General features: G+C 72.0%; 21 protein-coding genes. 12 read left to right on the top strand and 9 right to left on the bottom strand.

Translation table 11 applies throughout. From position 1 onward, the window contains the following. Positions 1 to 10 precede the first annotated feature (10 nt). Genes FLX08_RS25570 through aceB form a run of 5 tightly spaced genes read right to left on the bottom strand, consistent with a single transcriptional unit; the run spans position 11 to position 6,406 of the window. The gene (locus FLX08_RS25570; protein WP_142622147.1) at positions 11 to 745 is read right to left on the bottom strand and encodes an IclR family transcriptional regulator; all 735 of its coding nucleotides are present in this window, start codon (positions 743 to 745) and stop codon (positions 11 to 13) included. Beyond that, complete coding sequence (locus FLX08_RS25565) at positions 742 to 2,007, bottom strand: (Fe-S)-binding protein (RefSeq protein WP_142622145.1); 1,266 nt, start codon at positions 2,005 to 2,007, stop codon at positions 742 to 744. The genes FLX08_RS25570 and FLX08_RS25565 overlap by 4 nt, the downstream gene beginning before the upstream one ends. Further along, a complete protein-coding gene (locus FLX08_RS25560) occupies positions 2,007 to 3,341 on the bottom strand; it encodes an FAD-binding oxidoreductase (RefSeq protein ID WP_142622143.1) in 1,335 nt (444 codons plus the stop codon). The genes FLX08_RS25565 and FLX08_RS25560 overlap by 1 nt, the downstream gene beginning before the upstream one ends. Then, entirely contained in the window at positions 3,341 to 4,792 is a 1,452-nt protein-coding gene (locus FLX08_RS25555; RefSeq protein ID WP_142622141.1) for an FAD-linked oxidase C-terminal domain-containing protein, read from the bottom strand. Before FLX08_RS25555 ends, FLX08_RS25560 begins: the two co-directional genes overlap by 1 nt. Positions 4,793 to 4,816: 24 nt before the next feature. Further along, positions 4,817 to 6,406: a malate synthase A gene (aceB, locus tag FLX08_RS25550; protein WP_142622139.1), complete on the bottom strand. Its 1,590-nt coding sequence runs from the start codon at positions 6,404 to 6,406 to the stop codon at positions 4,817 to 4,819. A 146-nt stretch (positions 6,407 to 6,552) separates the two neighbouring features. On the opposite strand from aceB, the gene FLX08_RS25545 reads away from it, so the two are divergent. After that, positions 6,553 to 7,233, top strand: a complete 681-nt coding sequence (locus FLX08_RS25545; RefSeq protein WP_142622137.1) for a DUF4097 family beta strand repeat-containing protein — start codon at positions 6,553 to 6,555, stop codon at positions 7,231 to 7,233. Positions 7,234 to 7,240: 7 nt separating this feature from the next. Here the strand turns inward: FLX08_RS25545 and FLX08_RS25540 are convergent, their stop codons facing one another. Beyond that, positions 7,241 to 8,593 carry an FAD-binding oxidoreductase gene (locus FLX08_RS25540; protein WP_244312884.1) on the bottom strand — a complete coding sequence of 451 codons (1,353 nt, stop codon included), beginning with the start codon at positions 8,591 to 8,593 and terminating at the stop codon, positions 7,241 to 7,243. 221 nt (positions 8,594 to 8,814) lie between these two features. Between FLX08_RS25540 and hflX the strand changes: the two genes are divergently transcribed. From hflX to holA, 6 genes are all read left to right on the top strand, one after another. Beyond that, the gene (gene hflX / locus FLX08_RS25535; protein ID WP_244312883.1) at positions 8,815 to 10,218 is read left to right on the top strand and encodes a GTPase HflX; all 1,404 of its coding nucleotides are present in this window, start codon (positions 8,815 to 8,817) and stop codon (positions 10,216 to 10,218) included. Positions 10,219 to 10,669: 451 nt separating this feature from the next. Beyond that, on the top strand, positions 10,670 to 11,878 hold the full coding sequence (gene hutI, locus FLX08_RS25530) for an imidazolonepropionase (RefSeq protein WP_142622131.1): 1,209 nt from the start codon (positions 10,670 to 10,672) through the stop codon (positions 11,876 to 11,878). A 204-nt stretch (positions 11,879 to 12,082) separates the two neighbouring features. After that, on the top strand, positions 12,083 to 12,937 hold the full coding sequence (locus FLX08_RS25525; RefSeq protein ID WP_142622129.1) for a DegV family protein: 855 nt from the start codon (positions 12,083 to 12,085) through the stop codon (positions 12,935 to 12,937). Positions 12,938 to 13,058: 121 nt separating this feature from the next. After that, on the top strand, positions 13,059 to 14,186 hold the full coding sequence (locus FLX08_RS41505) for a ComEA family DNA-binding protein (RefSeq protein ID WP_208761653.1): 1,128 nt from the start codon (positions 13,059 to 13,061) through the stop codon (positions 14,184 to 14,186). Continuing rightward, positions 14,183 to 16,663, top strand: a complete 2,481-nt coding sequence (locus FLX08_RS25515) for a ComEC/Rec2 family competence protein (RefSeq protein ID WP_142622127.1) — start codon at positions 14,183 to 14,185, stop codon at positions 16,661 to 16,663. Before FLX08_RS41505 ends, FLX08_RS25515 begins: the two co-directional genes overlap by 4 nt. A 65-nt stretch (positions 16,664 to 16,728) precedes the next feature. Next, positions 16,729 to 17,694 carry a DNA polymerase III subunit delta gene (gene holA / locus FLX08_RS25510; protein WP_244312882.1) on the top strand — a complete coding sequence of 322 codons (966 nt, stop codon included), beginning with the start codon at positions 16,729 to 16,731 and terminating at the stop codon, positions 17,692 to 17,694. 110 nt (positions 17,695 to 17,804) lie between these two features. On the opposite strand, the gene FLX08_RS25505 is transcribed toward holA, so the two are convergent. After that, positions 17,805 to 18,302, bottom strand: a complete 498-nt coding sequence (locus FLX08_RS25505) for a MarR family winged helix-turn-helix transcriptional regulator (RefSeq protein ID WP_208761652.1) — start codon at positions 18,300 to 18,302, stop codon at positions 17,805 to 17,807. Between the two features lie 66 nt (positions 18,303 to 18,368). Between FLX08_RS25505 and FLX08_RS25500 the strand changes: the two genes are divergently transcribed. Continuing rightward, on the top strand, positions 18,369 to 19,574 hold the full coding sequence (locus FLX08_RS25500) for an MFS transporter (protein WP_142622125.1): 1,206 nt from the start codon (positions 18,369 to 18,371) through the stop codon (positions 19,572 to 19,574). 199 nt (positions 19,575 to 19,773) lie between these two features. Here the strand turns inward: FLX08_RS25500 and rpsT are convergent, their stop codons facing one another. After that, on the bottom strand, positions 19,774 to 20,046 hold the full coding sequence (rpsT, locus tag FLX08_RS25495) for a 30S ribosomal protein S20 (RefSeq protein ID WP_142622123.1): 273 nt from the start codon (positions 20,044 to 20,046) through the stop codon (positions 19,774 to 19,776). A gap of 183 nt (positions 20,047 to 20,229) precedes the next feature. Further along, the gene (locus FLX08_RS25490) at positions 20,230 to 21,264 is read right to left on the bottom strand and encodes a glycoside hydrolase family 18 protein (RefSeq protein WP_142622121.1); all 1,035 of its coding nucleotides are present in this window, start codon (positions 21,262 to 21,264) and stop codon (positions 20,230 to 20,232) included. A gap of 119 nt (positions 21,265 to 21,383) precedes the next feature. On the opposite strand from FLX08_RS25490, the gene lepA reads away from it, so the two are divergent. The 4 genes from lepA to FLX08_RS25470 all read left to right on the top strand — a co-directional run bounded on the left by lepA (position 21,384) and on the right by FLX08_RS25470 (position 25,287). Beyond that, entirely contained in the window at positions 21,384 to 23,207 is a 1,824-nt protein-coding gene (gene lepA / locus FLX08_RS25485) for a translation elongation factor 4 (RefSeq protein WP_244312880.1), read from the top strand. A gap of 68 nt (positions 23,208 to 23,275) precedes the next feature. Next, positions 23,276 to 23,923 (top strand): MOSC domain-containing protein, encoded by a 648-nt coding sequence (locus FLX08_RS25480; protein ID WP_142622117.1) that lies wholly within the window; start codon positions 23,276 to 23,278, stop codon positions 23,921 to 23,923. A 55-nt stretch (positions 23,924 to 23,978) separates the two neighbouring features. Next, entirely contained in the window at positions 23,979 to 24,542 is a 564-nt protein-coding gene (locus tag FLX08_RS25475) for a hypothetical protein (RefSeq protein WP_142622115.1), read from the top strand. 169 nt (positions 24,543 to 24,711) lie between these two features. Then, on the top strand, positions 24,712 to 25,287 hold the full coding sequence (locus FLX08_RS25470; protein ID WP_142622113.1) for a DUF6461 domain-containing protein: 576 nt from the start codon (positions 24,712 to 24,714) through the stop codon (positions 25,285 to 25,287). The last annotated feature ends 104 nt before the right edge of the window (positions 25,288 to 25,391 follow it).

Below are 25,391 nucleotides of genomic sequence, written 5' to 3'. Positions count from 1 at the left end.
CCGCGACCGGTCAGGGGTGGAGGACGGCGGCGCCGAAGTCCTCGGCCACCTTGCGCAGCATCGCGGCCAGCTCCTCGCGGTCGATCGCGTCGATGCGCTCGGCCGGTCCGGACACCGACATCGCCGCGAAGGCCCGCCCGCCGTCGTGGACCGGCACGGCCATGCAGTGGACCCCGCTCTCCTCCTCGCCCAGGTCGAGGGCGTACCCCCGGGCGCGCACCCGGTCGAGCTCCTCCAGCAGCTCGCCGACCGACGTGATCGTCCGGTCCGTACGGCGGGGCAGCCCGGTGCGCCGGAACACCGCCTCCGCGTCGTCCCGCCCGGCCAGCAGGGCCTTGCCGACGGCCGTGCTGTGCGGCAGCACCCGGCGGCCGACCTCGGCGAACATCCGCAGCCTGCGCGGCGAGGGCACCTGGGCCACATAGACGACGTAGTCGCCCTCCAGCACGGCGAGGTTGGCGGTCTCGCCCGACAGCTCCACGAGCCTCGCGAGATAGGGCTCGGCCCAGACCGCGAGCATCCGCTCGGCCACGCCGCCGATCCGCACGAGCGCGCCGCCGAGCGCGTAGCGCCGGTCGGACTCCTGCCGGACGTAGCCGCGGGCCAGCAGCGTCCGTAACAGCCGGTGGATCGTCCCGTACGGCAGGCCGGTCGTGGCGGCGATCTCCGACAGACCGGCCTGGCCGCCGTGCTCGGACAGTGCCTCCAGCACGTCCAGCGCCCGGTCGACGCTCTGCACGCTCACGGCATCCTCCTCCGGATCGGGGACCGTCCCAGGATGCCGGGTTCGAGACCACGGAGCGAGGCGTCGAGCACCTCGGCCGTGTGCGCGACCCGGATCTCCCCCTTGCCGGCCCTGCGTACGGCGGCCGCGATCTGCATCGTGCATCCCGGGTTGGCCGACACCAGCACGTCGGCGCCGGCGGCGAGCACCCGCTCGGCCTTGCGGTCGCCCAGCTCCCTGGCCGCCTCGGGCTGGACGAGGTTGTAGGTGCCCGCGGACCCGCAGCAGATCGCGGACTCCCCGATCTCCCGCAGCTCCAGCTCCGGGATCGCGCGCAGCAGCTCGCGCGGCTGGGCGCGCACGCCCTGGGCGTGGGCCAGGTGGCAGGCGTCGTGGTAGGCGACCGTCACCGGCAGCGGGCGGCGCTCGGCGACCGGGCCCAGCTCGGTCAGGAACTCCGTCAGGTCGCGGGTCCGCAGCGCCTCGGCACGGGCCGCCCAGCCGGGCTCGCCGGCCAGCACATCGGCGTAGTCCTTCATGCTCGATCCGCAGCCCGCCGCGTTCACCACCACGGTGTCCACGCCGGCCCGCTCGAAGGCGGCGATCGTGCGGCGGGCGAACTTCCGCGCCTCGGCCTCGCGGCCCGCGTGCAGCGACAGCGCCCCGCAGCAGCCCTGCCGCGGCGGGATGACCACGTCGCAGCCCTCCAGCGCGAGCACCCGGGCCGTCGCCGCGTTGACCTGCGGGAAGAACTCGCCCTGCACGCAGCCGGTGAGCAGCCCGACCCGTGCCCTGCGGCGCCGCCTCGCCCGCACCAGGGGCGGCAGCCGTACGGACCGGGGGACGGCGGGGGCCAGCTCGGCCATCGCACCGAGGGAGGGGTGCACCTGATCGAGGAACGCCCGCAGGCGCCTGGTCAGCCGCATGGGCAGCCGCATCGCCCGCAGCCTGCGCCGGTAGGGGAACAGCGCGAACACCAGCGCCCGGATCGCGCGGTCATCGGGGCGGCGCACGTGCTCGCGCTCGACGACCGCACGGGTCTGCTCGATCAGCCGGTCGTACCGCACCCCGGACGGGCACGCGGTGACGCACGCCATGCAGCCGAGGCAGGCGTCGAAGTGGCCGGCCATCGCGTCGGTGATCGGCGTGCCCTCGACGTGCTGCCCCATGAGGTGGATGCGCCCGCGCGGGGAGTCCATCTCCTCGCCCCACAGCACGTACGTCGGGCAGGCGGGCAGGCAGAACCCGCAGTGGACGCAGTCCTTGATCAGCTCGGGGTCCATCAGATGCCTCCCGGGAAACGGCCGGGGGAGAGCCGGCGATCGGGATCGAACCGCTCCTTGACCCGGTGCATCAGGCGGAGCGCGCCGACGTGCCCCCACCGGTCCAGGCGGCGACCGGCCTCGGGCGGCACGGCGAGCACGACCACGCGCGCCTCCTCGCCGACTCCGGCGCGCAGCTGGGAGGTGAACCCCGCGACCAGTGCCGGATCGGTGTCCGGCGGCAGGGCGACGTGGAAGACGTGCGAGGCCAGGGAGCCGCGCATGGCCGCGCGCACACCGGCCTCACGGACCGCCTCGAAGAGGCCGAGGAAGCCGTCCGCCAGCCGACAGGGCATGTTCCTGACCTCCAGCAGGATCTCCCCGCCGCCGGTGTTCCCCGTGCCCCCGTGCTCGGGCAGGCGTCCCCACCACGGCGGCGGCTCCTCGGCCACCTCCGCCGTCTCGCCCATCAGCCCGCACAGTGCTTTGGCGCGCTCGGCCGCGGCGGCGCCCTCCACGAGCACCGCCACCGTGCAGCGGCCGGACACGTCGGGCCAGTCCACCTCCATCGCGCTCGGCTCCAGCGGCGACTCGGTCACCGCGGGGACCATCGTCGCCAGAGATCCGTCGAGGTCGGTGGTGAGAGTCTCGAAGGTCAGTCCGTCCTCGTTCGTCCAGGTCCCGTACGTCTCGGTCACGGGCCGTTCGACCGTCGCGGTCACCCAGGCGCGGGCGGCGGGCAGGGGATGGAGGCGGAACGTCGCGTCCGCGATGATCCCGAGCGTGCCGTACGAACCGGTGAACAGCTTGCCGAGGTCATATCCGGCGACGTTCTTGACGACCTTCCCGCCCGACTTGGCGATGGTGCCGTCGGCGAGGACGACCGTGACGCCGATGAGCAGGTCGCGGACGGTGCCGTGGCGGAACCTGCGCGGTCCGGCGATGCCGGTGGCCAGCAGGCCGCCGACCGTGGTGCCCGGCACGGGCACGTCGAGCGCGAGCTCCTGGCCTCCCTCGGCGAGAGCGCGTGCGAGCGCCTCCACGGTCACGCCGGCCTGCGCCCGGACGACCAGGTCGCCCGCCGCGTGCTCCACCACACGGTTGAGGCAGCACAGGTCGACGAGCACGTCACAGCGGCGCGGCGGGGCGCCCCAGTGCAGCTTGGTGCCGCCGCCCGTCGCGACGGCGGCCAGGTCGTGCGCGGCGCACACCCGCATCACGGCCGCGATCTCCTCGGCCGACTCGGGCAGCGCCACCCAGCGCGGCCGCACGCCCGCCACCTCGTCCTCGTCGCCGGCCGCGCGCACGGCCACACCCGTCGCCTCCAGCGCGTCCCCGACGTCCCGCTCGCTCATCAGAACTGCTCCGCCAGACCGGCCTCGACCAGGGGATGGGCGCCTTTGCGCACTCCCGGCACCTCGCCGCACAGGCGCGGGGTGGGGAAGACCTTGCCCGGGTTGGCAAGACCCCGGGGATCGAACGCGCACCGCACGAGCTGCATGGTGTCGAGGTCGTCGCCGGTGAACATCCGGGGCATGTAGCGGGCCTTGTCCACGCCGACGCCGTGCTCCCCCGTGATCGACCCGCCGTGCTCGATGCACAGGTCGAGGATGCGCCCGCTGACGATCTCGGCGCGCTCGGCCTCGCCGGGCACGGAGTCGTCGAACAGCACGAGGGGATGGAGGTTGCCGTCGCCCGCGTGGAAGACGTTGGCCACCCGGATGCCGAACTCCTCCTGCAGCCGGTCGATCCCCGCGAGCACGCGCGGGAGCGCGGTGCGCGGCACCACGCCGTCCTGCACGATGTACGCCGGGCTGATCCGGCCCACGGCGGCGAACGCCGACTTGCGGCCCTTCCAGATGGCCGCCCGCTCCGCCGCGGAGGCGGCCACCCGGATCTCGAAGGCGCCGCTGTCGCGGCAGATCCGCTCCACGGCCGCGAACTGGTGCTCCACCTCGGCGTGGGGGCCGTCCAGCTCGACCACCAGTACGGCTCCCGCCCCGGCGGGGTAGCTGCAGTGCACGGCGGCCTCGGCCGCCTCGATCGCCAGCGCGTCCATCATCTCGATGGCGGCGGGCACGACGCCCGCCGCGATGATCGCCGACACGGCGTGCCCGCCCGCCTCGATGCTCGTGAAGGCGGCGAGCAGGGTCGTGACCGCCTCCGGCGCCCGCGACAGCCGTACGGTGATCTTGGTGGCGATGCCGAGCGTGCCCTCGGAGCCGATGAACGCGCCGAGCAGGTCGTAGCCGGCGTCCATGGCGGACAGCTCCACGATGTCCCCGTCCGGCGTGACGATCTCGGCGGCGAGCACGTGGTTGACCGTGAAGCCGTACTTGAGGCAGTGCGCGCCGCCCGAGTTCTCCGCGACGTTGCCGCCGATCGAGCAGACCTGCTGGCTGGAGGGGTCGGGGGCGTAGTAGTACCCCTGGTCGCGCACCGCCTCGGTGATCGCCAGGTTCGTCACCCCGGGCTCCACCACGGCCCGCCGGTTCGGAATGTCGATCTCGACGATCCGCCGCATGCGGGAGGTGACGATCAGCACGCCGTCCGTGCGGGGGAGGGCGCCGCCCGACAGGCCGGTGCCCGACCCGCGGGCGACGAACGGCACGCCGTGCTCGCCGCACAGCCGCACGACCGCGGCGACCTGCTCGGCTCCGTCGGGCAGCACGACCACTCCGGGGGTCGCCCGGTGGTGGGTCAGCCCGTCGCACTCGTAGGTGCGCAGCCGTACGGGATCGGTGATGACGGCGCCGGGAGGGAGCACGGCCGCCAGCCGTGCCGTCAGCCGTTCGAGCTCGGACATCGGCTCCCGCTTCCCCTCACCTCGTCACGGCATCCGCTCGTACGCCGGCAGCGTAAGGAACTCCGCGAAGTCGTCGTCAAGGGCGACCTCCTTGAACAGCGCCGTCGCCTGCGCGTAGAGCTTCTCGTCGTAGCCCGGCTCGGCGGCGATCCCGGCCAGCTCCTCCTCGATGATCCGCTCGACGAGCTCCCGTGTCACCACCGCGCCGGTGTCGGCCAGCGTGATCTCGTTGTGGATCCACTGCCAGACCTGCGAGCGGGAGATCTCCGCGGTCGCGGCGTCCTCCATCAGGTTGTGGATCGCCGCGGCGCCGTTGCCGCCCAGCCAGGCCGCCAGGTAGCGCAGGCCGACGTCCACGTTGTTGCGCAGCCCGGCCTCGGTGATCTCGCCGGGGGTCTTGGACACCGCCAGCAGGTCCTCGGCCGTGACGTGGACGTCCTCGCGCAGCCGGTCGATCTGGTTGGGCCGGTCGCCGAGCACGCCGTCGAACACCTCGCGGCAGATCGGCACGAGGTCGGGGTGGGCCACCCAGGAGCCGTCGAAGCCGTCGCCCGACTCGCGGGTCTTGTCGGCCCGCACCTTCTCCAGCGCGACCCTGTTGACCTCCGGGTCGCGGCGGGACGGGATGAAGGCCGCCATGCCGCCGATCGCGTGCGCGCCGCGCTTGTGACAGGTGCGCACCAGCAGCTCGGTGTAGGCCCGCATGAACGGCGCGGTCATCGTCACCGCGTTGCGCTCGGGCAGCAGGAACTCCCGGCCCCGGGTGCGGAACTTCTTGATGACGCTGAACAGGTAGTCCCAGCGGCCGGCGTTGAGGCCCGCGGAGTGCTCGCGCAGCTCGTGGAGGATCTCCTCCATCTCGAACGCGGCCGGGTAGGTCTCGATGAGCACGGTCGCCCGGATCGTCCCCCGGGGGATGCCGAGCAGTTCCTGGGCCCGGACGAACACGTCGTTCCAGAGCCGCGCCTCCAGGTGCGACTCCATCTTCGGCAGGTAGAAGTACGGCCCGCGGCCCTTGGCGATCTGCCGCTGCGCGCAGTGGAAGAAGTAGAGGCCGAAGTCGAGCAGCGACGCCGACATGCGGTCGCCGTCCACCAGGATGTGCTTTTCCGGCAGGTGCCAGCCGCGCGGGCGCACCACGATGGTGGCCAGCTCCTCGTCCGGCCGCAGCGCGTACGTCTTGCCGCCGGCCTCGAAGTCGATCGTACGGTCGAGCGCGTCGCGCAGGTTGAGCTGCCCGTTGATCGTGTTCTCCCAGGTCGGCGAGTTGGCGTCCTCGAAGTCGGCCAGCCAGACCTTGGCCCCGGAGTTGAGCGCGTTGATCGTCATCTTGCGGTCGACCGGACCGGTGATCTCGACCCGGCGGTCCTCCAGCCCCGGAGCGGGCGGGGCGACCCGCCACTCGGACTCGCGGACGTGGGCGGTCTCGGGCAGGAAGTCGAGCATGCCGCCCGCGGACAGCTCCTCCTGCCGCGCCTGACGCGCGGCGAGCAGTTCCCTGCGCCTGGGGTCGAACTCGCGCTGCAAGGTGGCCACGAAGCCGAGGGCCTCGGGGGTGAGGATCTCGTCGAACCGGTCCAGCATGGGGCCCTTGATCTCGACGTCTTCCGCCATTTTCCACCTTCCGGAAAAATAGTTCTGAATCGTGGAATCGACGCTACTTCAGGGAACGTCCGGGGGTCAACGCGGGGGACGGCTCAGGGGATGGTGAGGGACTTCCCCGATGAGAGACCACGCACGCATCCCCGAGGATCTACGGCATGAGACACAAGACGATGGCCGTCGCGGGGGCCGTCCTGGGACTGAGCCTCTCCGTCGCGGCGTGTGACGTGCGACTCAACTTCGGCGGGCAGCAGGCCGTGGAGTCCTACGACGTGACGGACAAGGTGACCGTCCTCGACACCCACACGGCGTCGGGCGACGTCGTGGTGAACGAGAGCGACAGGACCGGCGTCCACGTCACCGAGACCCTGCACTGGCGCGGGGACAAGCCCGCGAACGGCCACTCCGTCGACGGGGACACGCTGAGGCTGGCGTACAAGTGCGACGACTGCTCGGTGGACTACAAGGTGGAGGTGCCGCGTGGTCTCACCGTGAAGATCGACACCGGCTCAGGGGACATCACGCTGCGCGACCTGACCGGCCAGGTGAACGCCTCCGCCGGCTCGGGCGACCTCGACGCGCGGGGGCTCGCCGCCAAGCAGGTCAACACCCGCACGGGGTCGGGGGACATCACGCTGCGGTTCACCGCCGTTCCCGACCAGGTACAGGCCGTGACCGGGTCGGGCGACAGCCGGCTCTGGGTGCCGGACGGCGCCTACAACGTCAACGCGTCCACGGGAAGCGGCGACCGCAGGATCGAGGTCCTGGACGACGACTCGGCGCCGCACACGATCACGGTCAGGACCGGATCGGGCGACGCCGAGGTGCACAAGGCATAGCCGGCCGCTATCCGAGCACCGGCCGGTTGGCGCGGAAGACACCGCCGGGGTCGCGCCGGCGCTTGATCTCGCGCAGCCGGGCCAGCGTGTCCGCGTCGAACGCGGAGGCGGCCGTCTCGCCGCCGTTCAGGTAGGTGAACGGCTTGCGGCCGCTGGTGTGCGGCGCCATCGCCTGGGCGATCTCCGCCATCCGCGCGGTGAGCGCCTGCCCGCCCTCGGGCGACAGGACCGGCCCGACCATGCTCAGCAGGTAAGGCTCGGCGATGTGCCCGCACGCCCCGCCGCCGTCCGCGGGCCGGCTCAGCGCGCCGCCCAGGTGACGCACCTGCACGGTGCCCACGGGGGCGATGCCTCCCACGGCCGCGAGCAGGTCGTCCGCCACGGCGTCGCCGAGCCCGGTCAGCAGTTCGGCGCGGCCCGCGCCGGGCACCGGCTGCGTCGGCTCGGCGCAGATGCCGCCCAGGGCGTCCAGGGGCATCGCCGCGCGGCTGTCGCTCAGCACGCCGGGGATGCCCTCGAACCGCCGGAGCAGGTCGCGCCCCTCCTCCTCGCCGCCCAGGAACGTCGCGTCCACCGCGACCGCGGCCAGCCCGCGCAACGGCTCGGGCACATGGGGCGCCGCCGGGAACTTCACCATCGCGAACCACACGGTCAGCTCCGCGGGCGCCGCCGCCGTCACCTCGCGATAGGCGGCGAGCACCTCGGGCGTCCGCTCGGCGGGCCACAGCATGCGCCCGCCGTACAGGTGCGGCGCCGGGTGCAGGTCCAGCTCCATCGCCGTCACCAGCGCGAAGTCGCCCCCGCCGCCGCGCAGCGCCCAGAACAGCTCGGGGTCCGTTTCGGCCGTGACGCGGGCCTGCGTGCCGTCGGCGGCGACCACCTCGAAGGCGCGTACGGCGCCGGCCGCCCAGCCGTGCCTGCGGGAGAACCAGCCGAGCCCGCCACCGAGGGTGTAGCCGGTGACAGTGACGACGGGGGAGCCGCCGGGCAGGCCGGTCAGCCCGTGCTTGCCGGTCGCGGTCAGCAGCTCACCCCACTGCACGCCGGCCTCGGCCCGGGCGGTCCGCCGCTCCGGCAGGACCTCCACACTGCGCAGCCGTCCTGTGCGCAGCAGGATCGTGCCGTCGAGGCGGGTCGTGGCGCCGTGCCCGCTCGGCTGCACCGCGACGGGGAGGCCGGCCCGGCTCGCGAAGCGGACCGCGGCGGCGGCGTCGGCCGCGTCCTCGACCGCCACGACCGCGGCCGGCCGCTGGTCGACCGCCCGGTTCCACGGCAGTCGCGCTGACTCGAAGCCGTCGTCGCCGGGGACGTGGACCTGCCCGCGTACCGTACGGCGAAGGTCGGTGCCCAGGGTTGTCACGCTCTCCTCCTGCTGTGCACGGGGGCGCCGGTCGGCCCCGCTCGTGATCAACCCTGCTACATCCCGTTTGTTGATGATTGGGAATTGGCTCGGCTCCTGGCGAATCGGGCGCATAAGGGAGTGCGTACGTCCCGGGGGTCGTGTCACCATCGACGGGAGGCATCCGGGGCCTGGGAAGGCATCGGGGTGTCCGACTGTTCTGTCTAGTAGAGATGACATATATGCGAAACGAGCCCGAAGACCTCGCCGTGGGCGATTACGAACTGGAAGAGCGCCAGGCGCTCCGCCGCGTAGCGGGTCTGTCGACAGAGCTCGAAGACATCACCGAAGTCGAATACCGGCAGCTGCGGCTGGAGCGGGTCGTCCTGGTCGGCGTCTGGGCGGGCGGCACCGCGCTGGACGCGGAGAACTCGCTGCAGGAGCTGAAGCTGCTGGCCGAAACCGCCGGATCGCAGGTGCTGGAGGGTCTGATCCAGCGTCGCGACCGGCCCGACCCCGCCACCTACATCGGATCGGGCAAGGCGATCGAGCTGCGTGACATCGTCGCCGCGAGCGGCGCCGACACCGTGATCTGCGACGGCGAGCTGACCCCCGGCCAGCTCCGCCAGCTCGAAGAGATCGTGAAGGTCAAGGTCATCGACCGGACCGCGCTGATCCTCGACATCTTCGCCCAGCACGCCAAGAGCCGCGAGGGCAAGGCCCAGGTCGAGCTGGCGCAGCTGCAATACCTGCTGCCGCGCCTGCGAGGCTGGGGTGGCAACCTGTCCCGTCAGGTCGGCGGCCGCGCCGCCGGCGGCGTCGGCATCGGTGGCCGCGGTCCCGGTGAGACCAAGATCGAGCTGGACCGGCGGCGGATCCGCGAGCGGATGGCCAAGCTGCGGCGGCAGATCAAGGAGATGTCGACCGCACGGCAGACCATGCGGCACCGGCGGCAGGCCCGCGAGGTGCCCGCCGTGGCGATCGCCGGATACACCAACGCCGGCAAGTCGTCGCTGCTCAACCAGCTGACCGGCGCCGGAGTGCTGGTCGAGGACGCGCTGTTCGCGACCCTCGACCCGACCGTGCGCAAGGCCCGCACGCCCGAGGGCCGCCTGTTCACGCTGGCCGACACGGTCGGGTTCGTACGGCACCTGCCCCACCAGCTCGTCGAGGCGTTCCGCTCGACGCTGGAGGAGGTGGGCGACGCCGACCTGATCCTCCACGTGGTGGACGGCTCGCACCCCGACCCCGAGTCGCAGATCGCGGCCGTGCGCGAGGTGCTGGCCGAGATCGAGGGCGCGCGGGACATCCCGGAGATCGTGGTCGTCAACAAGGCCGACGCCGCCGACCCCGTCGTGCTGACCCGGCTGACCATGAAGGAACGGCACAGCGTCGTCGTCTCCGCCCGCACCGGGGCCGGGATCAGTGAGCTCATGGCCGTGATCGAGCGGGAGCTGCCCCGCCTCGACCACGAGGTGAGGCTGCTGGTGCCATACGACAGGGGCGACCTGATCGCGCGGGCGCACAGCGAGGGCGAGGTCCTGTCGCTGGAGCACACCGGCGACGGCACCGTCCTGCACGCCCGGGTCCTCGCCGACCTGTACGCGGAGCTCGACCGGGTGGCCAAACCCGTCGAAACCGTCTGACGCCTTTCCTCGGCGGGCCACCTTCGCGTGTCGGTGGCCCGCCGGCGGTTGCCCTTGCTAAGATAAGGAAAGCCTAATGGGACCTTATGGCGTGGGTAACAACATGACTCCAGGCAGTGCGGTCACCCTATTCAAGGCGTTCGCGGACAACGGATCGGTCTCGTCGAACCTGATCTCGCCGCAGCGTGTGAGACGACTGATGCGCGGCGATGCGCATGATGCCGGCCTACGTTTCTGTCGCTAACCCTGTACATCAAGCCCACCTGTGAAATACCGTAACTGAACTGAATCGCCCGGGTTCGAGATCCCGGCGGTAGGGTCATCGCACAACATCGGTGCGCGATGAGGCAGGAGACCCCCCAATGACGTCCGGACGCGAAGCGGACCCGGCGGGCCAGGCGCCCGCAGGCGGGGGCCTTTCGTCGTCCCGGGGTGTTTGGCAGGTGGTCGGATGACCGTTCGCCTTCTCACCAACATCGGCCGGCTCTGGACCGGACACGATGTGTGCAGCAACGCCGCGATCCTCGTGCACAACGACCGGATCGCGTGGGTCGGCCGCGCCGCCGACCTCCCGCAGAGCGTTCCCGGCGTCGTGGACGACATCGTCGACGTCGACCACGTGGAGAACCTCGGCGGCGCGCTCGTCACGCCCGGCCTCATCGACGCGCACACCCACCCCGTGTACGCCGGCAACCGCTACGCGGAGATGGCGATGCGCTCCGGCGGGTCCAGCGCCTCGGCCATCGCGGCGGCGGGCGGCGGCATCGGCTCGACCGTCACCGTGACCCGCGGCACCGACCCCTGGACGCTGTGCAACGGGGTCCGCGAGCGGCTGCGCGAGTGGCTGCTCGGCGGCACCACCACCGTCGAGGCCAAGACCGGCTACCACCTCACCCGCGACGGCGAGCTGGCCGACGTGCGGCTGCTGCGCGAGCTCGAAAAAGAGCCGATGATGCCGCGGGTCCACGTCACGTTCCTGGCCGCCCACGTGGTGCCGCCGGAATACTTCGGCCGCCAGCGCGACTACGTCGAGGCCGTGGCCTCCTGGTGCGCGGACGCCGCCGGCGCCGGGGCCGACAGCGTCGACGTCTACTGCGACGACGGCCACTTCACCGCAGAGGAGGCCCGCTGGGTGCTGGCCTCCGGCCGCAACGTCGGGCTGCTGCCGCGCATCCACGCGGGCGCCTACAACCGGCGCGGCGCCGTCCAGCTCGCGGCCGAGATGGGCTGCGCCTCCGCCGACCTGCTCCACCACGCCTCGGACGAGGACGTCGCCCTGATGGCGAGGTACGGCGTGCCCGCCGTCGTCTGCCCGGGCGCGGCTCTGCAGGTGGGCCACCTCCCGCCGGTGCGCCGGATGCTGGCCCAGGGTGTCCCGATCGCGCTCGGCAGCGACCACAACCCGGGCCACTGCGGCATCACCTCGATGTCCCTGGTCATCAGCCTCGCGGTGGCGGCGTTCGGGATGAGCGTCGGAGACGCCCTGCGGGCCGCCACGCTGGGTGGAGCCCAGGTCCTCGGCGCGCCCGACCGCGGCATCCTCGCCCCCGGCCGCCTGGCCGACATCGTCCAGTGGGACGCCGACCACGAGGGCGCGTTCGCCTGGTCGTTCGGTCTCAAGCCGCGTCGGGTCTGGCGGGGCGGCGTACCGGTCCAGTAACGGGCCGGTTTTGTGACGGGCCGGTTTTCGTGAAGGCCGGTTCGGCGACGGGCGGGCCGTGCGCGAGGCCTGAAGATCCAGCAAGCGGTCTGAAGGTTTATGAAAAGGCCTGGAGGTCCGGGAAAAGGCTGGGAGATCCAGGAAAAGGCGGCCCGGGGTTCCGGAAAAGCTTGCCAGGCGATCACCCGCGGGTAATCTCGCGATATGTCACCATCTGTCGCTGTCGTCACCGATTCCACGGCGTACCTCGGCGCCGAGGCGACCGGCAGATGGAACATCACCGTCGTGCCGGTTCAAGTGATCCTCGGTGATCGCGAGATCGACGACGTGACCCCGTTCGACGCCGGTCTTCTCGCGCACGCCCTCAAGGCCCGCTCGCCGATCCTCACCTCGCGCCCGGCTCCCGAGCGTTTCGCGGACGCCTACCGGCGGGCCGCCGCGGACGGCGCCACCGCGATCGTCTCCGTCCATCTGTCCGGCGCGCTGTCCGGCACCGCCGACTCCGCACGTCTGGCCGCGAGACAAGCCCCTGTGCCGGTCGAGGTCGTCGACAGCGGGTCGATCGCCATGGGACTCGGCTTCGCGGCACTGGCCGCCGCGGGGGCGGCCGCGGCGGGGGCCCCGGCCGCCGAAGTGGCCGACGTGGCCCGGCGGAGGGCCGCCTCCGCAAGCACGTTCTTCTACGTCGAGACGCTCGACTACCTGCGGCACGGCGGCCGCATCGGCCGGGTGGCCGGCCTCCTGGGATCGGCGCTGTCGATCAAACCGCTGCTGCGCATGGCCGAGGGCGAGATCGGCGTCCTGGAGAAGGTCCGCACCGGGAGCCGGGCCCTCGCCCGCCTGGAGGACCTGGCCGTCGAGGCCGCCGGGGACCGGCCGGTCGACGTGGCCGTACAGCACCTGATGGCCGCCGAGCGGGCCGAGGCGCTCACCAAGGGCCTGACAGCACGACTGCCCAGGCTCGTACGGATGTGGGTGGCCGAAATCGGCCCGGTCCTCGGGGCCCACGTCGGTCCCGGCATGCTCGGCGTCACCATCGCCCCCGCCACCCCCGGCTGAGCCTCCGGCCAAGCCGCACATCACCCTCGTCGCGTTGCCGGGCGACCGGGGGTTCGCGGGTTGTCCACAGAATCGCGTTCGGCGGCGATTGAGGGTTCGGTGAGTCCCTACCGTCCATGGCGTGCGAAGCAAGGAGTCTCGTGGGGCCGCACGCGGTGTCGTCGGCGAGTCCCGCCTGCGCGGGCTGCTGCGTCCGCTCGATCCGGTTCCCCCGTCCGCCCGCCTGCGGTCGACGCCGTCCCCGCCCGGGCCGCCGCCGTCGTTCGGCGCTCCCCACATCGTCTGTACGGAGACCTACGTGCCCGAGCATTCGACGGAGGCCGAGGACGGCCCTTACCGCGAGGAGACCTTCGGCCTGCCCGAGGAGGCCGCCGATCGGTGGGGAGGACGCCTGGACGAGTCGCCAGCACGTCCGGACGGGCCGGGGACGTCCGCGCCGGACCTGAGAGCGCGCGGACGAGCGGCTCTCGGTCGTGCCCTGCCACGGCTCGATCCCGGCATGCCCGGGTTGCGGGTGCTCGTGGCCGCCGGGCTGCTCGCCGCGGTCGTCACCGGGGTCCTGGCCTGGCGGTCGCGGCCGGTGGCCGAGCCCATCGGCCCGCCACTCCCGGCCGCCGCGGTTCGCGACCTCGGCCCTGCCGCAGACCACGCCACAGACCACGCCGCAGACCATGCCGCGGGCTCCGCCACCGGCCGCGACGTGCCGCCCGGTTCGGCGGCGCCCGCGTCGCCGGGCCCGGGAGGCGACAGCGGGCCGGGCGCGACGGCCTATGTCGCGGGTGCCGGCGGCCCCGCGGTCACCACCCCCGGTTCGCCTGCGCGGGTCGTCGTTTATGTGACGGGCAAGGTTCGCCACCCGGGAGTGTTCGTCCTCGCGTCCGGCGCGCGGGTCGCCGACGCGATCGAGGCCGCGGGAGGTCTGCGGAAGGGCGCGAAACCGGGTGGGATCAACCTGGCCCGGCGTCTGGTGGACGGTGAGCAGATCGTCGCCGGAAGCCCGGCGGCGGCCGACGCGGGGCTCGCTTCCGTTCCGGGATCGACCATGGCGCCCGGACCGGGGGTGGTGAACCTCAACACCGCCACCGCCGAGCAACTCGACGCGCTGCCCGGGATCGGCGGCGTGATCGCGCAACGGATCGTCGACTATCGGAACGCGCACGGAGGCTTCCAGAGCGTCGACCAGTTGAAGGAGGTCCCGGGCATCGGAGACAGGAAGTTCGCCGAGATGCGCGACAAGGTCTCCGTGTGATCGCCGGCGACCTGCCCGAGCGCCGCGATGAGGCGGGACGGGGCAGGGCGGTTTCGGGTCCGGTGGCTCTGGCCGCTCCGGCGGTCTCCGCCTGGCTCACGGCGCTCGTGCTGCTCGGCTGCTCGGCCGTCGCCGGAGCCGCCGTGGCGCTGGCCGCGACCGTCGCGGGTGCGGTCACGTGGGCGACGGCGTGGACCGCCGGGCGGCGCGGCAAGCAGGCAGGCGGCGGACTCGCCGACCCGGCGGGAGCGCCGGGGGCCGCCCTCAGGATCGCCTTGGCGGTGCTCGCGTCCACGGCCGTCACGGCCGCGCTGACGGCGTTCACGGTCCACCGGGTGACGACCGGGCCGGTGCCGGACCTGGCCCGCCGGAACGTCACGGTGACGGCGGAAGCCGAGATCACCGACGATCCGCGCATCCGGCCGCACCAGGGCGGGGTGTCCCGGCGGGAGACGGCGGTCGTCCGCGCCCGGATGCTGCTGGTGTCGGCCGCTCGGGAGCGGTACGCCGTGGACGTGCCCGTCGTGCTGCTCGGCCCCGCCGACGGCTGGCGTCCGCTGCTGCCCAGCCAGCGGGTCAGGGTGCGCGGGCGGTTGGGCCCGGCGGAGCAGGGTGAGCCGGTCGCGGCCGTCATGCTCGTCCGGGGGCCGCCAGAGCCGATCGGCACGCCCTCGGCCGTTCAGCGTACGGCCGGGGTGCTGCGCGAGGGGCTGCGTGAGGCGAGCGGTGTGCTGCCGGACGACCAGCGCGGGCTGCTGCCCGGCCTGGTCGTCGGCGACGTGTCACGCCTCGACGAGGAGGTGCGGCTCGACCTGGTGACGGCGGGCCTGAGCCACCTCACCGCCGTGTCCGGCACCAATCTGGCGATCGTGGCGGGCGCTGTGCTGGTGGTCGGGCGCTTCGCCGGCCTGCCTCTGGCTCTCCGGGCCGTCGTCGCGGTCATCGCGATGATCGCTTTCTCGGTCGTGGCGCGGCCGTCGCCAAGCGTGCTGCGAGCCCTCGTCATGGGAACCGTCGCCGCCGCGGCCCTCGGCACCGGCCGCACCCGGGACGGGGTGGCCGCCCTGTCGGCGACCGTGCTGGGACTGGTCGTGTTCGATCCCGGGCTGGCCCGTCAGTGGGGCTTCGCGCTGTCGGTGTTCGCGACCGGCGGCATTCTGGTCCTCGCTCCCCGATGGCGCGACCGTCTGACGGCCCGCCGGGTGCCCCGCCTGCTCGCCGAGGCCCTGGCGGTGACCGCCGCGGCGCAGGCGGCGGTCACGCCCCTGCTGGTGCTGATGTCGGGGCGCCTCGACCTGGCGGCGATCCCGGCCAACCTCCTCGCGGAGCCCGCGGTGGCGCCCGCGACGGTGCTGGGGTTCGGAGCCGCACTGGTCGCTCCGGTGAGCATGGACCTGGCCCGGCTGCTGGTGCGCCCTGCGGGGTGGGCGGTGGGCTGGATCATCGCGGTGGCGCAGCGGGCAGCGGACCTTCCGTTCGCCTCGGCGGAGTGGTTCGGGGGAGCGGCGGGCGTCGCCGCGCTCGCGGCGGCGGCCGTCGCAGGATGGCTCGTGCTGCGTGGCCGCGCGCGAAGACGCCTGGTGGCGGCGCTCTCCGCCGGAGCGCTGCTCGCCGCGCTCGTGGCCATGCCGGTGGTGTCGCCCTGGCCGCCGCCGGGATGGCTGCTGGTCGTCTGCGACGTCGGGCAGGGGGACGCCCTGGCGCTGGCGGCCGGTCCCGGCCGGGCGGTGGTGGTCGACACCGGGCCGCAGCCGGGCCCCGCCGATCGGTGCCTGCGCGCTCTCGGGGTACGACAGGTGCCGCTCGTGGTCCTGACCCATCCCCATCTCGACCATGTCGGCGGGCTGCCGGGCGTGCTGCGCCGCCGGGCGGTGGGGGCGGTGGTCGTGAGCCCGAGCCGCGTGCCCGAGGGCGAGGCCGGACGCGTCTCCGCACAGCTCAGGGCGGCGCACATTCCGGAATGGCAGGCGGTCCCCGGATTGCGGTGGCGGTTCGGACCGAGCGAGATCACCGTGCTCGCGCCCGAGCCCGGTGTGGGGCCGCAGGGTCCCGGCGAGGGGGCGGTGGCCAACAACGCCAGCGTCGTGCTGCTGGTCCGCTGGTTCGGACCGTCCACGGCACCAGACGGCTCGCCGGCACCGGCTCTCGGGGCGGCCCTGCTCGCCGGCGACCTGGAGACGGAGGCGCAGGAAGCCCTGGTGCGGCGCGGCCTGCCACGGGTCGACCTGCTGAAAGTTCCCCATCACGGCTCGTCGAGACAGACACCGGCCTTCCTCGCCGCCACAGGCGCGCGGGCCGCGCTCATCAGCGTCGGCGCGGTCAACGATTACGGGCATCCCGCCCCGCTGACGCTGCGGCGCCTGCGCTGGCTGGGCATGCGCCCCTACCGCACCGACCTGTCGGGAGACATCGCCGTCGTCGCCACTCACAACGGCCTGGCTGTGGTCGTACGGGGAAAAGGAGCGCGAGCCAGGTGAAGAAGGCGAGGGCGGGGCTGGCGGTGGATGTGCCCCGGCCGCCTGGGCGTGGCATGCTGCGTGACATGGCGAACCCAGCACCTGTGACCCTGGTCGTCGGCGACGAGGAGTTCCTGGCCGATCGCGCCATGGGCTCCATCGTGGCGGCGGTACGCGCCGAGGATCCGGGGGCGGAGCTGCACGACCTTCAGGGGAGCAAGGTGGAGCCGGGGGAGCTGGCCGGGCTCGCTTCCCCCTCATTGTTCGGGGACCGGTCGGTCATCGTGATCCGCGGGGCTCAGGACCTCTCGAAGGACGTCATCGCCGAGATCGTGAAATACACCGCCCATCCGGCCGACAACGCGGTGCTGGTGCTGGCCCACGCCGGCGGGGCCAAGGGGAAGGCCCTGGTGGACGGGGTGAAGAAGGCGGGCGCGGACGTCGTCACCGTGGCCAAGGCGACCAAGGCGGGGGAGCGGCTCGACTTCATCAAGGCCGAGGTCCGCCGGGAGGGCCGATCGATCTCGCCCGCCGCCGCCCAGGCGTTGCTCGACGCGGTGGGGAGCGACCTGCGCGAACTGGCCGCCGCCTGCAGCCAGCTCGCCTTCGACACCGAGGGCAAGAACATCGACGAGGCGGCGGTCGCGAAGTACTACCGGGGGCGCGCGGAGGTCAGCGGCTTCACCATCGCCGACCTGGCCATCGAGGGCCGTTTGGGGGAGGCGCTCGAACAGGTCCGCTGGGCCCTCGCCACGGGCGTGGCGCCGGTGCTGATCGTCAGTGCGCTCGCGGCGGGCCTGCGCTCGCTCGCCAAGGTGGGCGGGGCGCCCCGCAACCTGCGCGGCGGCCAGTTGGCGAGCCACGTGGGCATGCCGCCGTGGAAGATCGACCGGGTGAAGCGCCAGCTTGCCGGCTGGGGGCCGGAGGGGATCTCCGTCGCCCTCCAGGCCGTGGCCACCGCCGACGAGCAGGTCAAGGGCGGCGGCACCGACCCGGCGTACGCGCTGGAGAAGGCCGTCCACACGATCGTGGCCAGCCGACACAAGCGCTGACCACACCTCCTCGGCTCGGGACGTCGCCGAGGCACCGAGACGCCCGGCCGGGGACGCCTGGTCGCGGGAGCCGGTCGCCATGCCTGGACGCGCCGCTCCCCGCCCACCGGTCAGCCGCGGCCGGGGTTCTCCATGCGCAGCAGCATTCGCTTGAGCAACGCGGCGAGGATCTCCTGGTCGTCCGGCCCCAGGACGCCCACCATCGTGTCCTCGACCTCGCCGCGCAGGTCCATCGCCTTGAGCCAGATCGCGCGGCCCTCGCTCGTCAGCTCCACGTCCACCCGGCGGCGGTCCTCCACGCTGCGGATGCGCCGGACGAGCCCCGCCTTCTCCAGGGTGTCCAGGCGGCCCGTCATGCCGGCGGGGGAGACCTTCAGCTCGGCGGCGAGCTCCGACGGGGTGGCACGGCCGCCCTCTCCCCGGGCCCCGAGCCAGTGCAGGGTCTCGTACTCGAAGTCCTGCAGGCCCACCGCGGCGAGCGCGCCGTCCTTCGCCTGGGCCAGGTGCTTCACCAGGAACTGCATGCGCGTGACGATCGCCTCCACGCGTTCGTCGAAGGGCGCCTTCCCGCGCCACCGCGCGATGTGCCGGTCCACCGAGTCGTCCACGAGGCAATCCTACGCCAGATAAAAATACGTTGACGAAAGATTCGCTGGCGAAATACCTTGCCTCGCATGATTGCACGTCTGGTCGCCGGGCGGACGGTCGCGGCGCTCGCCACCGCACTCATCCCCACCGGGCTCACCCTCGCCGTCATCAGAGTGACGGGCTCCGCCCTCGATCTCGGTGTCGTCCTCGCCGCCGAGATGCTGCCCATGCTCCTGCTGCTCCCGGTCGGCGGAGTGTTCGCCGACCGCTTCCCGCCGAGGCGGGTGATCCTCGTGGCCGATCTGGTCCGCTGCGCCGCTCAGGTGACACTGGGGTCGCTGCTCCTCCTCGGGCAGCCCCCTGTCGCGCTGATGGCGGGACTCGCGGCACTCACCGGAGCCGCGGTGGCCTTCGGCGTCCCGGCGGTGTCCCCGCTGGTCGTCGGAGTGGTGCCGGCGGAGCGCCGGCTCCGGGTGAACGCCCACATGGGAGTGGCCGGCGGCGTCGCCCAGATCGCCGGTCCCGCGCTCGCCGGAGGCCTGACGCTGTGGCTCGGGCCGGGATGGTCCTTCCTGCTGACCGGGGTGCTGTTCGCCGGGTCCGCGGTCACGCTGGGCGGCCTGGTGACGGCTTCGCGGCCGGCGGCCGAACGCGATCACTTCCTCCACGACCTGCGGGAAGGGTGGCGCGAGGCGCGGCGGCACCGCTGGTTCCTGATCAGCGTGGCCGGGCATGGCGTCTGGCACTTCGGGGCGGGCATCCTGCTGACCCTCGGTCCCGTCATCGCCGTACGCAGCCTGGGAGGGGACTCGACCTGGGTGGTCGTGATGCAGGCGGGAACGGTGGCGACGGTGCTCGGCGTCTTCGTGGCCCCCAGGCTGCGGATCCGGCGGCCCCTCGCCGTGGCGGCGGTCGGCGCCGCGGTCTACGCGTGCCCGCTCGCCGCCTTCGCGTTCCCTGCGGCGTTGCCCGCCCCGGCCGTGGTCGTGACCGCCGCGTACGTCGTCGCCATGCTGGGCGTGGGGATGCTGACGCCGCTGTGGGAGACGGTGGTGCAGCAGCGTGTGGAGCCGCAGGCCCTCGGCCGGGTGGACTCGTTCGACGGCCTGATCTCCTTCGCGGCACGGCCTCTCGGGCTCGCCGCGGCCGCGCCGGTCGCCGCCTGGGCCGGCACAGCGGCACCGCTGCTCACGGCGGCGGCGCTGGTGGCCGTGGTCAACCTGGCCGTGCTCGCCCTGCCCGAGGTCCGGCGGCGTACGACGGAGGAGGCGGCGCAGCCCGTGCCGGCCTGACATGAGGGCCCTTACCGGCCAGACACCGGCAGCCATTACCGGCCCGGCAACCTCCGACCGTCCTGCTGCCGACAGGGGGCAGGCGGCTGCATCGCACCACGCCGCTGTCGGGCATGCGAAAAGGCCGCGCCACGCCGGCGGCGGGCACGCGAAAACGCCGCACCCCCGCGAGGGGGATGCGGCGTGCGCGTCGGTCGACCTACTTGGCGCCCTGCAGAGCGGCGGCGCGCTTGGCGATCGCCGACTTCCGGTTGGCGGCCTGGTTCTTGTGAATGACGCCCTTGCTGACGGCCTTGTCGAGCTGACGGGACGCGGCCTTGAGCGCGACGAGGGCATCGTCGACGTTGCCCTGGTCGGCAGCCTCGCGGAACTTGCGGACCGCGGTCTTCAGGGACGACTTGACGGCCTTGTTACGCAGCCGGCGCTTCTCGTTCTGCCGGTTGCGCTTGATCTGGGACTTGATGTTCGCCACGAAGAAAGCCTCAGTGTTAAGTCTTGGTCGGATGGGGCGCGCGGGCTGGTGAGAGGGCGCGCCACACGCAGTTGGACAGGATACCAACAGCCCGGGTCGCCGCTCAAATCAACGACGACAGGGCCGCCCCTGCTCATGCTATCGCGGCGGGGCCACCGCGGTCCGCACATCGGGCCGCCCACCCTAGGAGTCCACGCTCCCTCGGGCGCCGCCGCGCACCCAGGCCCGCTCGTACTCCCTCCAGTCCTCCTCCGTGGCCGCGAAGTCCACGTACAGGGCCAGGCCGAACTCGGTGCGCGGGCCGAGATCGCTGAGCGCGAGCCGTGCGCCCTCGGCCGTGGTCTCGACGCTCTCGGCCGAGTCGCCGTACCAGACGCCGTGGTCGTGGTAGGCCGGAGCCCCGATGAGGAGCGTCTTGTCCTCCGGCACCAGGCCGAGGGCGAGCGAGGTCTGCCGCGCGACGTAGCCGCCGTAAAGGGAGCTGAGCGGCGTCCAGGAGTCGTACGTCATGATCGCGACCTGGTCGGTGAGGCCCACGACCTGGCGGAAGTAGTCCGGCGTCCAGTACTTGTCGTGGCCGATCGCCAGGGCGGTGGGGCCGCGCAGGCCGGGCAGCGGCTCGATCTGCTGGGTGGCGACCGACAACAGCCGGGCGCCGATGGCCTGCCGGGTCTCGCGCAGGACGCTGAGGAACGGCCCGTCCCCGTCGGAGACGGGTTCGAAGTCGTAGTGGATCCCGTCGAACCCGAGGGCGGCCAGGTCGCGGGCGCCCGCCACGACGCGTGCCCGCGTCGCCGTGTCGGCCAGGCTCAGGTGGAGCTTGCCGTTGTCGTTGACCGTCTGGCCGAGCCAGGCGGATACCCGCACATCCGGCACGTTCTTCCGCCACCATTTCAAAAAATTTCCGGCGTTGGCGTAGCGGTCGGGCGGCAGGGTCCCGTCGTACTTGAACGGCCCGCTGTGGACGTACACGTCCCTGATCCCGCTCGCGCGCAGCCGTACGGCGAGGGCCCGCACGTCGGCCTCGGTGCGGCGGCCGTCCACCCACGCGTGGCCCATCCACAGGGCGTCGTGGCCGGTGGTCCTGGCCCATCCGGCCGGTGTGCCGGCGTACTGCAGGCGCAGCGCGGCGGCGCCGGCCAGGCCGAGCGCGAGCGGCACGGCCACGACGGCGATGGCGGCTAATCGCAGAACACGTCTGGTGGTCAAGGCAAGCACCCGGACATGCCACCATGGAGGGTGGCTGGTCCGCCAGCCTCGGGAGGGCCCGCCGAGCGCGAGGCGAGGCGGACGGCCCGCCCGATCAGCAGTCAATCATCTTGTCGAAACGGACCTCGGTGCGCACTCAGCCTGGCCAGACCGACCCCGCGTTGATCCGCAACTTCTGCATCATCGCGCATATCGACCATGGCAAGTCGACACTCGCCGACCGGATGCTGCAGCTCACCGGTGTGGTGGACGACAGATCGATGCGCGCGCAATACCTCGACCGCATGGATATCGAGCGGGAGCGGGGCATCACGATCAAGTCGCAGGCCGTGCGGCTCCCGTGGAACGGCCACGTCCTCAACATGATCGACACTCCCGGCCACGTGGACTTCACCTATGAGGTGTCCCGGTCGCTGGAGGCGTGCGAGGGCGCGATCCTGCTGGTCGACGCGGCGCAGGGCATCGAGGCCCAGACGCTGGCCAACCTCTACCTGGCCATGAACGCCGACCTCCACATCATCCCGGTGCTCAATAAGATCGACCTGCCCGCCGCGCAGCCGGACAAGTACGCCGAGGAGATCGCGGGCCTCATCGGCTGCGACCCCTCCGACGTGCTGCGCGTGTCCGGCAAGACCGGCGCGGGGGTCAAGGAGCTGCTCGACCACGTCGTGGAGCACGTCCCCGCGCCCGTGGGGAACCCCGACGTCCCCGCCCGGGCGCTGATCTTCGACTCGGTGTACGACACCTATCGGGGCGTCGTGACGTACGTCAGGGTGGTCGACGGCCACCTCTCCAAGCGCGAGCGCGTGCTGATGATGTCCACCGGCGCGCAGCACGAGCTGCTGGAGATCGGCGTCATCTCGCCCGAGCCCATGCCGTCCGACCGGGGGCTCGGGGTCGGCGAGGTGGGCTACCTGATCACCGGTGTGAAGGACGTGCGTCAGTCCCGCGTCGGTGACACCGTCACCAACGCGGCCAAGCCCGCCGCCGAGGCCCTGGGCGGCTACGAGCACCCCAAGCCGATGGTCTACTCCGGGCTCTATCCCATCGATGGCGACGACTACCCCGAGCTGCGCGAGGCCCTCGACAAGCTGCGGCTGAACGACGCCGCGCTCGTGTACGAGCCGGAGACCTCGGCGGCGCTCGGCTTCGGCTTCCGCTGCGGCTTCCTCGGCCTGCTGCACATGGAGATCGTCCGGGAGCGGCTGGAGCGCGAGTTCAACCTGTCGCTGATCTCGACCTCGCCCAACGTCATCTACCGGGTGATCATGGAGGACGGCAAGGAGCACGTCGTCACCAACCCGTCGGAGTTCCCGGCCGGGAAGATCGGCCAGATCTTCGAGCCGGTGGTGAAGGCCACGGTGCTCGCGCCGTCCGAGTTCATTGGCGCGATCATGGAGCTGTGCCAGGGCCGCCGCGGGCAGCTTCAGGGCATGGACTACCTGTCGGAGGACCGGGTCGAGATCCGCTACACGCTCCCGCTCGGCGAGATCATCTTCGACTTCTTCGACCAGCTCAAGTCGAAGACCCGCGGATACGCCTCGCTCGACTACGAGCCGTCCGGGGAGCAGGAGGCCGACCTGGTCAAGGTGGACATCCTGCTGCAGGGCGAGACCGTGGACGCGTTCAGCGCGATCGTTCACCGCGAGAAGGCGTACGCCTACGGCGTCGAGATGGCCAAGAAGCTCAAGGAGCTCATCCCGCGGCAGCAGTTCGAGGTGCCCATCCAGGCCGCGATCGGCGCCCGCGTCATCGCCCGGGAGAACATCCGGGCCATTCGCAAGGACGTGCTCGCCAAGTGCTACGGCGGTGACATCAGCCGTAAGCGCAAGCTGCTGGAGAAGCAGAAGGAAGGCAAGAAGCGGATGAAGATGGTCGGCCGGGTGGAGGTCCCCCAGGAGGCCTTCGTCGCCGCCCTCTCGTCCGAGGCCCCGGACAAGAACAAGAAGTAGGCGTCCCTGGGTTGACCAGAACTTAATTGCGATCGCGGAGAAACATGACCATCGGTTAACGTTTGGTCATGCGCATCCTCTCAGTGAACGTGGGCCGGGCCGTGGACGCCGACTGGGCCGGCAACCTGCGGCGCACCGCGATCGACAAGCGGAAGATCGAGGGCCGGATCGCCGTCCGCGAGAACGGTCTCGCGGGCGACGAGCGCGCCGACGTCGTCAACCACGGCCACCCGGACCAGGCGGTGTACGCGTACGCGCGGGAGGACTACGACTGGTGGGAGCCCATCATGGGCCGCGACCTGCGTGACGGCCAGTTCGGGGAGAACCTCACCACGTCCGGGGCCGACGTGACCGGTGCGGTCCTCGGGGAGCGGTGGCGGATCGGCACGGCCGTCCTGGAGGTCACCGCCCCCCGCATCCCCTGCGTGGTGTTCCGCAACTGGCTGGACGAGCGCGGCTGGGTGAAGCGCTTCACCGACGCGAACCGCACCGGGGCGTACTTCCGGGTGGTCGAGCAGGGCGAGCTCGGCGCCGGAGACGAGATCGAGGTGCTCCACCGGCCCTCGAACGGCGTGACGATCGCCGAGTCGTTCCGGGCCTATCACGGCGACCGTGACCTGATGCTGCAGATCCTCGATCTTCCCGGCCACAGTGACAAGTGGGACCGGATCGCCGAGCGCGTGCTCGGAGACCGCAGCGGCGTCGTCGCATCCTGATCACGAATTGCCCGCGGCCCTCGGCCTCGGCCGCGTGGCGATCTACCGTCGCCGTATGAGACGGCTCGCGGGTCTGCTCGTGGTCGGGTTGCTCGCCTTCGGGGCGACCGGCTGCACCGTCCCCATCAACGGGATCACCGGCGTCGGCCTCGACCAGGACGGGAACCTCGTCATCGTCCTGGCCTGGTGCGGGCGGCAGCCGGACGGCGTGACCGTCTACCACGACACGTACTCGGAGGATCCCACCCCCGAGACGTACGACCCCGACGCGAGCGGGCCGCCCAATCCCCCCGTCGACGACGCCTCCTATTGGGCTCCTCGGGTGGCGGGTGAGACCGCGTCGTTCCGGCTCGACGCTCCCGGGAACGGCTGGCGGGCCGATCAGCGGATCCCCTCCCTCGACCCGGCCATCACCTATCGGGCGTACGGCTGGACGCGGGACAACACCTTCTCCACCGCGCATGTCGAGTTCCAGATCGGCGACGCGGGCAAGCTCAGGCGCAACCCGGGCACCGTGCTCGTGAACGACTACGACCCGGAGAGGGACAAGGTCTCCGACGTGCTGCTCCCGCAGGCCGAGTTCGACCGGCAAGGACGGACGAAGTACTGCGACGATTGATGCCGGCCGAGCATCCGTTTCCGGCGTCACCCGCCTCCGAGCTGTACGGCGAAGACGTGCTGGTCGTCGGAATCCCCGGTTCGCGCCTATGGTGCGCCACGCCGCATCGCGCCCGGCTCCATCGTTCCGCGTGACCATTTCTGTCGGTGGGGGCTGGCAGCATGACGACATGACCATGCGGCCCCTCGATATCTCCTGGCTCTGCGGCGAATACGCCGAGGAGTGCTACAGCTTCATCTACATTCGTGCGACGCCGGAACAGGTGGTCGCCCGCCTCGGCGGCCGATGGGAGGACTTCACGCCGGGTCCCTTCCCCGACGACCCGGATTACTACTCGGGCTCTGGGGAGCCCTTGGGCGTCACCTCCTTCGGCGATTGGACGTTCGTCTTCGACCCCGACTGGCTCGGCAACCGCGAAGACCTGATCACCAAACTGTCTGAGGGCACCCGCCTCGTCTCCCAAGCCGCACTCGCCATCAAGGACTTGGACTACTTCTACTGGTGTGAGGATGGCGAAATCCGATTCGCCTGGGGCGGCGATGACGGATATCTGACAGAGATCCCGGACGAACTCGTGGATGTGATGGCGGAGATCGACAGGATTTACCCATCGGGTCCTCGGCTCTACCGAGGGCCGGCTTTCCTGCTCGTCGAGCACCTGACCGGAATCAGGGCGACGGAGCAGCTGCTGAAGGGCTCCACGTTGATGTGGGGTGCCGTCGCTCCAGAACCGGCCACGTCGTAACGCCGGCCGACGCCGTCTGCTTGGATGCGCCGCGTGTGATGTAGTCGCGTACGGTCTGGTCGGAAATCGGTCCTGTCCTACGTCGGGATGTCACTTCACATTAC

This window comes from Microbispora hainanensis (assembly GCF_006874475.1).
GTDB classification, from domain to species: domain Bacteria; phylum Actinomycetota; class Actinomycetes; order Streptosporangiales; family Streptosporangiaceae; genus Microbispora; species Microbispora hainanensis.
Note: the sequence above shows the minus strand (reverse complement) of the source record. Positions and strands in the feature narration are given on the sequence as shown.